General features: G+C 65.6%; 6 protein-coding genes and 1 riboswitch. Of the genes, 4 read left to right on the top strand and 2 right to left on the bottom strand.

What is annotated here, in order from left to right:
• On the bottom strand, positions 1-1,154 hold a 1,154-nt coding region (locus ACFE72_RS23685), incomplete at its 3' end, for a TrmJ/YjtD family RNA methyltransferase (protein WP_375415568.1).
• 329 nt (positions 1,155-1,483) lie between these two features.
• On the opposite strand from ACFE72_RS23685, the gene ACFE72_RS23680 reads away from it, so the two are divergent.
• The gene (locus tag ACFE72_RS23680; RefSeq protein WP_375415567.1) at positions 1,484-2,698 is read left to right on the top strand and encodes an NADP-dependent isocitrate dehydrogenase; all 1,215 of its coding nucleotides are present in this window, start codon (positions 1,484-1,486) and stop codon (positions 2,696-2,698) included.
• A 57-nt stretch (positions 2,699-2,755) separates the two neighbouring features.
• Here ACFE72_RS23680 and ACFE72_RS23675 read toward each other — a convergent pair whose 3' ends face one another.
• On the bottom strand, positions 2,756-3,091 hold the full coding sequence (locus ACFE72_RS23675) for a hypothetical protein (RefSeq protein WP_375415566.1): 336 nt from the start codon (positions 3,089-3,091) through the stop codon (positions 2,756-2,758).
• Positions 3,092-3,269: 178 nt separating this feature from the next.
• Positions 3,270-3,360: riboswitch (glycine riboswitch) on the top strand.
• Positions 3,361-3,496: 136 nt separating this feature from the next.
• Between ACFE72_RS23675 and gcvT the strand changes: the two genes are divergently transcribed.
• The 3 genes from gcvT (at position 3,497) to gcvP (ending at position 8,009) form a co-directional block, all read left to right on the top strand.
• Positions 3,497-4,660 carry a glycine cleavage system aminomethyltransferase GcvT gene (gcvT, locus tag ACFE72_RS23670; protein WP_375415565.1) on the top strand — a complete coding sequence of 388 codons (1,164 nt, stop codon included), beginning with the start codon at positions 3,497-3,499 and terminating at the stop codon, positions 4,658-4,660.
• A gap of 9 nt (positions 4,661-4,669) precedes the next feature.
• On the top strand, positions 4,670-5,035 hold the full coding sequence (gcvH, locus tag ACFE72_RS23665) for a glycine cleavage system protein GcvH (RefSeq protein WP_375415564.1): 366 nt from the start codon (positions 4,670-4,672) through the stop codon (positions 5,033-5,035).
• 115 nt (positions 5,036-5,150) lie between these two features.
• Entirely contained in the window at positions 5,151-8,009 is a 2,859-nt protein-coding gene (gene gcvP / locus ACFE72_RS23660) for an aminomethyl-transferring glycine dehydrogenase (RefSeq protein WP_375415563.1), read from the top strand.
• The last annotated feature ends 250 nt before the right edge of the window (positions 8,010-8,259 follow it).

Here is an 8,259-nt window from a genome sequence, read left to right as displayed (position 1 = left end):
GCCCCATCCCGCTCCACGTCCCCCGCATTGATCAGCCACACCCGATACCCCCGCGCCTCCAGCCATGCCGTCCGCGCCGCACGATTCTGCGCGATCGCCTCGCTTTCGTCCGCATTCACGAGCTCGATCGCCACCCGCCTCACGAACGACACGAAATCCGGGATATGCCGCCCGACCGGCGTCTGGCGCCTGAACTGGCCGGCGAAGCGGCGGTCCCTCGTCAGCGCGTGCCACAGGATGCGTTCGGCGTCGGTGGGGTTTCGGCGCAGGAGGCGCGCGAGGCCGCGCACGGTGCCGCCGCTTTCGGACGGCTGCGCGCCCTGCCCGCGCTCCGCCAGCAGCGCGCGCAGGCGCGTCGCCTGTTCGCCGTCGAGCACGCCGCCCTTGGCCGGGCCCTTGCGTCCTTCCGCGATCGCCATCACCACCCCGTGCAGGGTGTGCATGTCCTGCTTGGTCGGCTCCATACGGGAAAAGATGTTGCGCAGGTTGACCAGCATGGTTTCGCGCTTCTCAGCCGGGCGCAGGAATTCGACCTTGTCGAGCTCGCGTACGAGATTGTCGAAGAAGGCCTGCATCTGGTGCTGCGAGGCGCGAATCGAGCGCTCCGGCATGGCGAACGGCAGCGCGTCCTGCGTCGCCAGCCTGAACCATTCGTATCCCATCAGCAGCACGGCCTGGGCGAGATTGAGCGAGGCAAAGGCAGGGTTGACCGGAAAGGTGACGATGCGGTCGGCGAGCGCAACCTCCTCGTTGAGCAGGCCCGCGCGCTCCCGTCCGAACAGGATCGCGGCCTGGCCGGCGGCCGCGATCTCGCGCACGATCTCCTGCGCCGCCTGCTCCGGCCCGATCACCGGCTTGGCCTGATCATGCGCGCGCGCCGTGGTCGCGAACAGCAGCGTGCAGTCGGCGACCGCGGCCTCCGCGGTGTCGAACAGCTCGACCCTTTCCAGGATGTGATCGGCGCCGGCGGCGGCGCGCTGCGCGCTCAGATTGGGCCAGCCGTCGCGCGGCTTGACGATGCGCAGCCGCGTCAGCCCGAAATTGCCCATGGCACGCGCGGCCATGCCGATGTTCTCGCCAAGCTGCGGCTCGACCAGGATCACGATCGGTCCGGCGAGATCGGCCGCAGCTTTGGTCTTGTCGGTGCCTGACATTTCCTCACTTTCGCATGCGACTTCATCCACGTCGTCCCCGCGCAGGCGCCAGTGGATGCGCATATCTCCGGCGTCATTGCCGGGCCTGACCCTATTGGATTCACACATCTCGTCATACGCGGGCCAATTCCGCGTATGACGGGATATCCGCATCCACCAGCACGACGGGGTGTTCGCGCCGGTTTTGCGCCTTTAGCGCATTTTCTCAAGCGAAATGCAAAATCAGCGCGGCGATGCGCGCCGGTCGGCTTTTACAGCCGCGTGCGCGGTGCTATAGCCCGACAGTAGCCCGTCCCGAAGCGCACCGTTCCAAAAAGGCCCTCCTCCTCATGGCAAAAATCAAGGTCCAAAACCCCGTCGTCGAACTCGATGGCGACGAGATGACCCGGATCATCTGGCAATACATCAAGGACAAGCTGATCAACCCGTTCCTCGATGTGAAGCTTGAATATTACGACCTCGGGATGGAGTACCGCGACAAGACCGACGATCAGGTCACCATCGAGGCGGCGAACGCGATCAAGAAACACGGCGTCGGCGTCAAATGCGCCACCATCACCCCGGACGAGGCGCGGGTGAAGGAATTCGGCCTCAAGCAGATGTGGAAGTCGCCGAACGGCACCATCCGCAACATCCTGGGCGGCGTGATCTTCCGCGAACCGATCATCTGCAGGAACGTGCCGCGGCTGGTGCCCGGCTGGACCAAGCCGATCATCATCGGCCGCCACGCCTTCGGCGACCAGTACCGCGCTACCGACATCAAATTTCCCGGCAAGGGCACGCTGTCGATGAAATTCACCGGCGAGGACGGCACCGTGATCGAGCGCGAGGTGTTCAAGTCGCCGGGCTCGGGCGTCGCCATGAGCATGTACAATCTCGACGATTCCATCCGCGATTTCGCCCGCGCCTCGCTGACCTACGGCCTCAACCGCGGCTATCCGGTGTATCTGTCGACCAAGAACACCATCATGAAAGTCTATGACGGGCGATTCAAGGACATCTTCGAGGAGATCTACGAGAAGGATTTCAAGAAGGATTTCGAGGCGAAGCATTTGACCTACGAGCATCGCCTGATCGACGACATGGTGGCCTCGGCGCTGAAATGGTCCGGCGGTTATGTCTGGGCCTGCAAAAATTACGATGGCGACGTGCAGTCCGATACCGTGGCGCAGGGTTACGGTTCGCTAGGCCTGATGACATCCGTGCTGCTGACGCCGGATGGCAAGGTGGTCGAAGCCGAGGCCGCGCACGGCACGGTGACGCGGCACTATCGCGAGCACCAGAAGGGCAAGGAAACGTCGACCAATTCCATCGCCTCGATCTTCGCCTGGACGCAGGGACTGTCGCATCGCGCCAAGCTCGACAGCAACGAGGACCTGGGCAGGTTCGCCAAGACGCTGGAAAAAGTCTGCGTCGATACCGTCGAATCCGGCTACATGACCAAGGATCTGGCGCTCCTGGTCGGGGCCGACCAGCGCTGGCTCTCCACGACAGGTTTTCTCGACAAGGTCGCGGAGAATTTGACCAAGGCGATGGCGGCGTAACGCCTGCCGATTACGACCGCGCCCGCTGCGGCGCCCGCGGGCCAAGCCGATCAGAATCTACTTCTTCAGAATGCCGGTCTGGGTACTGCTGAGGCTGTTGACCGCGCTGTTGGCCGCCGGGGTATTGACCGCCGGCGAAGCGGACGAGGCGGGAGCTGGATTGGTCTGATTCGCGCCCAGATTATTTCCCGTGGTGCCGTGGTTCAGCGCGTTGGAGGTATTGGAACCGGGCGAGCCGCCGGTCCCGCTGATCGTGCTGCCGTTCGAAAGCGTATTTCCGGTTGCGCCGCCGGCTCCTGTAGCGCCGGCCGCGCTGCCGGCGCCAGAACTTTGCGCATGCGCCGCCGAATAGCCGCCAAGCAGCAGGCTCAGCATTATCGCGAATATCTTCATCGAATTCTCCATGCTGGAGTACCAAATGTTGGGGCGATAAATTGTTCCTCCGGCCGGCCGTGCCGAGCGGCACGGGGCGGAGCGGCCCGTGCGCATGACGTGAGCGCATCCGCCGTTGATAATTGCTGCGCTGCGTTGACAGCCTTGCTGCGGCCGTGTTTCTCTCCTATGTGTTGACGTAAGTCGCGTCGGGAGAGATCGGCTAAGACGCCGGCGCCGAAGGAGCAACCGCCCCGGAAACTCTCAGGCAAACGGACCGCGCGATGTGATGACATCTGGAAAGAGACGCGGCCGGCGTTCGCCCGGGCGGGTCCGCCGACGGGATAATACTCTCAGGCACAGCGACAGATGGGGCTTCGGCAGGTGGTCGGGGAATTGTCCCCGCAGCCTTGCGAGGACCCTGCGATGCTCGCGCGCGACGACCCGAATTCAACCCTAAAGCAGACGCCTTTGCACGCGCTTCATGTCGCCCGCGGCGGCAGGATGGTGCCGTTCGCCGGCTATGACATGCCGGTGCAGTACGCCGCCGGCGTGATGAAGGAGCATCTGCACGCCCGCGCCCGCGCCGGCCTGTTCGACGTCTCGCATATGGGCCAGATCGCGCTGTACCCGAAATCCGGCAAGGTCGCGGATGCCGCCGCGGCGCTGGAGCGGCTGGTCCCGCAGGACGTCCTGGCGCTCGCCCCCGGCCGCCAGCGCTATGCGCAGTTCACCAACGAGGCCGGCGGGATTCTCGACGACCTGATGATCGCGAATGTCGGCAGCCATCTGGTTCTGGTCGTCAACGCCGCCTGCAAGGCCGCCGACGAAGCGCATCTGCGCGCGCATCTGTTCGAGGATTGCGTGATCGAGCCGCTGGCTGACCGCGCGCTGCTGGCGCTGCAGGGACCCGGAGCGGAAGCGGCGCTGGCGCGCTTCTGCGCGGATGTGCGGCCGATGCGCTTCATGGATGCCGGACCGCATCGCATCCAGATTGAAGGCCTGGACATCGCCTGCCTGGTGTCGCGTTCCGGCTACACCGGCGAGGACGGTTTCGAGATCTCGGTGCCGGCCCGCAACGCCGAAGCGTTGGCTGCCGCGTTGCTCGACGACGGCGACGTGCTGCCGATCGGACTAGGCGCTCGCGACAGCCTGCGGCTCGAGGCCGGGCTCTGCCTCTACGGCCACGACATCGATAGCACGACCACGCCGGTGGAAGGCGCGCTGGAATGGTCGATCCAGAAGAGCCGCCGCGATGGCGGTGTGCGCGCCGGCGGTTTTCCCGGCGCGAATTTGATTCTCTCGCAACTCGAGAACGGCGCGCAGCGCCGCCGTGTCGGACTGAAACCGGAAGGCCGCGCGCCGGTGCGCGAAGGCGCGCCCTTGTTTGCGGATCGCTCGTCCGGGAAACAGATCGGCGCGGTAACGTCGGGCGGATTCGGCCCCAGCGTCAACGCGCCGGTCGCGATGGGTTATGTGCCGGCCTCGCACGCGGCAACCGGCGGCACGGTATATGCAGAGCTGCGCGGGCAGCGGCTGCCGCTGCGCATCACGCCGATGCCGTTCCTTCCCAGCAGCTACAAACGCTAAAGGATTATCATGACGACCTTGTACACCACCGATCATGAATGGCTGCGCATCGACGGCGACGTCGCCACCATCGGCGTCACCGATTACGCGCAGTCCCAGCTCGGCGACGTGGTGTTCGTCGAACTGCCGAAGGTCGGCCGGCAGTTGAAGAGGGCGGAGGCCGCCGCCGTCGTCGAATCCGTCAAGGCGGCGTCCGACGTCTACGCGCCGATCACCGGCGAGGTGCTCGAAGTCAACGACGCGCTGGCGGCCGAACCGGCGCTGGTCAATTCCGACGCCGGCGGCCGTGCGTGGTTTTTCAAACTGAGAATCGCGGACAAAAGCCAGCTCGACGGCCTGATGGACGAGGCCGCCTACACGGCGCACACCGCGTGAACTCACCTTCGTCATGTCCGGCCTCGTGCCATGCACCCGCGTCTTGCTTTTCTGCCGGACAAGACGTGGATGGCCGGGACGAGCCCGGCCATGACGGCGAACAAAGAGAACGAACATGACGAAGCGAAAACTTTCCGAACCCGCGACCGATTTCGCGCGGCGCCATATCGGCCCCTCTCCATCCGACGTCGACGCGATGCTGCACACCGTCGCTGCGAAAAGCCTGCGCGCGCTGATGGCCGAGACGCTGCCGTCATCGATCCGCCAGAGCGCGCCGCTCGATCCCGGGCCGGCCTTGAGCGAAACCGAGGCGCTGGCGCATATGAGCGGCCTCGCCGCGCAGAACCAGGTATTCACCTCCCTGATCGGCCAAGGCTATTCCGGCACCCTCGTGCCGGCCGTGATCCAGCGCAACATCCTGGAAAATCCGGCGTGGTATACGGCCTATACACCGTACCAGCCCGAGATCAGCCAGGGCCGGCTGGAAGCGCTGTTCAATTTCCAGACCATGATCTGCGACCTGACCGGGCTCGAGGTCGCCAATGCGTCGCTGCTCGACGAGGCTACCGCCGCGGCAGAGGCGATGGCGCTGGCCGAGCGTGCGGCGCCGGCGAAGACCAAGGCCTTCTTCGTCGATTCCGAGGTGCATCCGCAGACGCTGGCGGTACTGCGTACCCGGGCCGAACCGCTCGGCTGGACGCTGGTGGTCGGCGATCCGCTCGCCGATCTCGACCAAGCGGACGTGTTCGGCGCGCTGCTGCAATATCCCGGCAGCTCCGGCGTGGTGCGCGATCTGCGCCCGGCGATCACGGCGCTGCATGACAACGGCGCGCTCGCGGTTGTCGCCGCCGATCTGCTGGCGCTGACGCTGCTGGCCTCACCCGGCGACCTCGGCGCCGATATCGCGGTCGGTTCCGCGCAGCGCTTCGGCGTGCCGATGGGATATGGCGGGCCGCATGCGGCCTATATGGCGGCGCGCGATGCGCTGAAGCGTTCGCTGCCCGGCCGCATCGTCGGGCTTTCGATCGATTCGCGCGGGACCCCCGCCTACCGCCTCGCGCTGCAGACCCGCGAGCAGCACATCCGCCGCGAGAAGGCGACCTCGAACATCTGCACCGCGCAGGTGCTGCTGGCAGTGATGGCGTCGATGTACGCGGTCTACCATGGGCCGGAGGGGCTGACGCACATCGCGAAAAACGTGCATCGCCACGCGGCCGTGCTGGCGGCGGGATTGAAGCGGCTCGGATTTGCGCCGCGCAGCGACGTGTTTTTCGACACCGTATCGGTCGAGGCCGGCGTTGGGAAAGACGGCATCGTTGCCCGCGCGCTCGAACAGAAGATCAATCTGCGGCTCGGCGAAGATTCGCTGGGCATCGCATTGGACGAGACCACCACACCCGCGATTGTCGAGGCGGTATGGCGGGCGTTCGGCGGCGCGCTGGCCTATCGGGAAGTTGAATCCGGCGTGCGCGACGCCTTGCCGGCCGGCTTGAAGCGGAGCAGCGCGTTTCTCACCCATCCGGTATTCCATGGCCATCGCTCCGAGACCGAGCTGCTGCGCTACATGCGAAAACTGGCCGACCGCGATCTGGCGCTTGACCGCGCCATGATTCCGCTGGGCTCCTGCACCATGAAACTCAATGCCACCGCCGAGATGATCCCGCTGACCTGGCCTGAATTCGGCGCCCTGCATCCGTTCGCGCCGCGCGAACAGGCTTCGGGGTATCACACGATGTTCGCCCGGCTGGAACAATGGCTATGCGACATCACAGGCTACGACGCGGTGTCGCTGCAGCCGAATTCGGGCGCGCAGGGCGAATATGCCGGCCTGCTGGCGATCCGCGGCTATCACGCGGCCCGCGGCGCGGCGCATCGCAAGGTGTGCCTGATCCCCTCCTCCGCGCATGGCACCAACCCGGCCTCGGCCAGCATGGCCGGCATGGATATCGTGGTGGTGGCCTGCGACGCGCGCGGCGACGTCGATGTGGAGGACCTGCGGCTCAAGGCGGCGCGGCACGGCAGCGATCTCGCCGCCGTGATGATTACCTATCCCTCCACCCACGGCGTGTTCGAGGAACACATCACCGAGATCTGCGACATCGTGCACGGCCATGGCGGACAGGTCTATCTCGACGGCGCCAACATGAACGCGCAGGTCGGGTTGTCGCGGCCCGGCGATTACGGCGCCGATGTCAGCCATCTCAATCTGCACAAGACGTTCTGCATCCCCCATGGCGGCGGCGGCCCCGGCATGGGACCGATCGGCGTCAAGGCGCACCTGGCGCCGTTCCTGCCGCGGCACCTCGATGGCGCGCCGCGCGCAGCCGGCGGTCCGGTTTCGGCGGCGCCGTTCGGCTCGGCGTCGATCCTCACCATTTCCTACATCTATATCCTGATGATGGGCGAAAGCCTCACGCGCGCCACCGAGATCGCGATCCTGAACGCGAACTACATTGCCGCACGACTGGATCCGCATTTTCCGGTGCTGTACCGCAACGCGCGCGGCCGGGTCGCGCATGAGTGCATCCTCGATCCGCGGCCGCTCAAGCGAACCAGCGGGGTCACGGTCGACGACATCGCCAAAAGGCTGATCGATTACGGTTTCCACGCCCCGACCATGAGCTTCCCGGTGCCGGGCACGCTGATGATCGAGCCGACCGAATCCGAATCCAAAGCGGAAATCGACCGCTTCTGCGACGCCATGATTGCGATCCGGCGCGAGATCGCGGACATCGAAGCCGGGCGCTGGAAGGTCGAAGCCTCACCGCTGCGGCACGCGCCGCATACCGTGCACGACATCGCCGATGACAACTGGGCGCGCGCCTACACGCGCGCCGAGGGCTGCTTCCCTCCGGGCACGTCCCGGGCCGACAAATACTGGTCGCCGGTGGGACGCGTCGACAATGTCCACGGCGACCGCAACCTGGTGTGCTCGTGCCCGCCGGTGGCGGACTACGCGCAGGCGGCGGAGTGAATTCCTTCGTCATGCGCAGGTTCAACCCGCGCATCCGTCAGGGTCTCGGCGTGGCCCGGCTCGTCCCTGGCATATGCACATAATTGCCGGCCTTAACTCGGCAATGACGGCCGAGATGTGCATCCGGTAGGGCTCGTCCCGGCCATCCATGTCTTTGGCGCGTGAGAAAGTAAGACGTGGAGGCCCGGCACAAGGCCACGGCTGTCCGGTTCGATTTGAGTGGACGTAGCGCATGGCATGGATTCTTCTG

This window comes from uncultured Bradyrhizobium sp., from assembly GCF_964252615.1.
Lineage (GTDB): Bacteria > Pseudomonadota > Alphaproteobacteria > Rhizobiales > Xanthobacteraceae > Bradyrhizobium.
The sequence above is the reverse complement of the archived record's forward strand: the minus strand, read 5'-3'. Positions and strand labels throughout refer to the sequence as shown.

Excerpts from the sequence above, each read along its gene's own strand:
- ACFE72_RS23680 (WP_375415567.1), top strand. The coding sequence starts at position 1,484 with ATGGCAAAAATCAAGGTCCAAAACCCCGTCGTCGAACTCGATGGCGAC.
- ACFE72_RS23675 (WP_375415566.1), bottom strand. The coding sequence starts at position 3,091 with ATGAAGATATTCGCGATAATGCTGAGCCTGCTGCTTGGCGGCTATTCG.
- gcvT (WP_375415565.1), top strand. The coding sequence starts at position 3,497 with ATGCTCGCGCGCGACGACCCGAATTCAACCCTAAAGCAGACGCCTTTG.
- gcvH (WP_375415564.1), top strand. The coding sequence starts at position 4,670 with ATGACGACCTTGTACACCACCGATCATGAATGGCTGCGCATCGACGGC.
- gcvP (WP_375415563.1), top strand. The coding sequence starts at position 5,151 with ATGACGAAGCGAAAACTTTCCGAACCCGCGACCGATTTCGCGCGGCGC.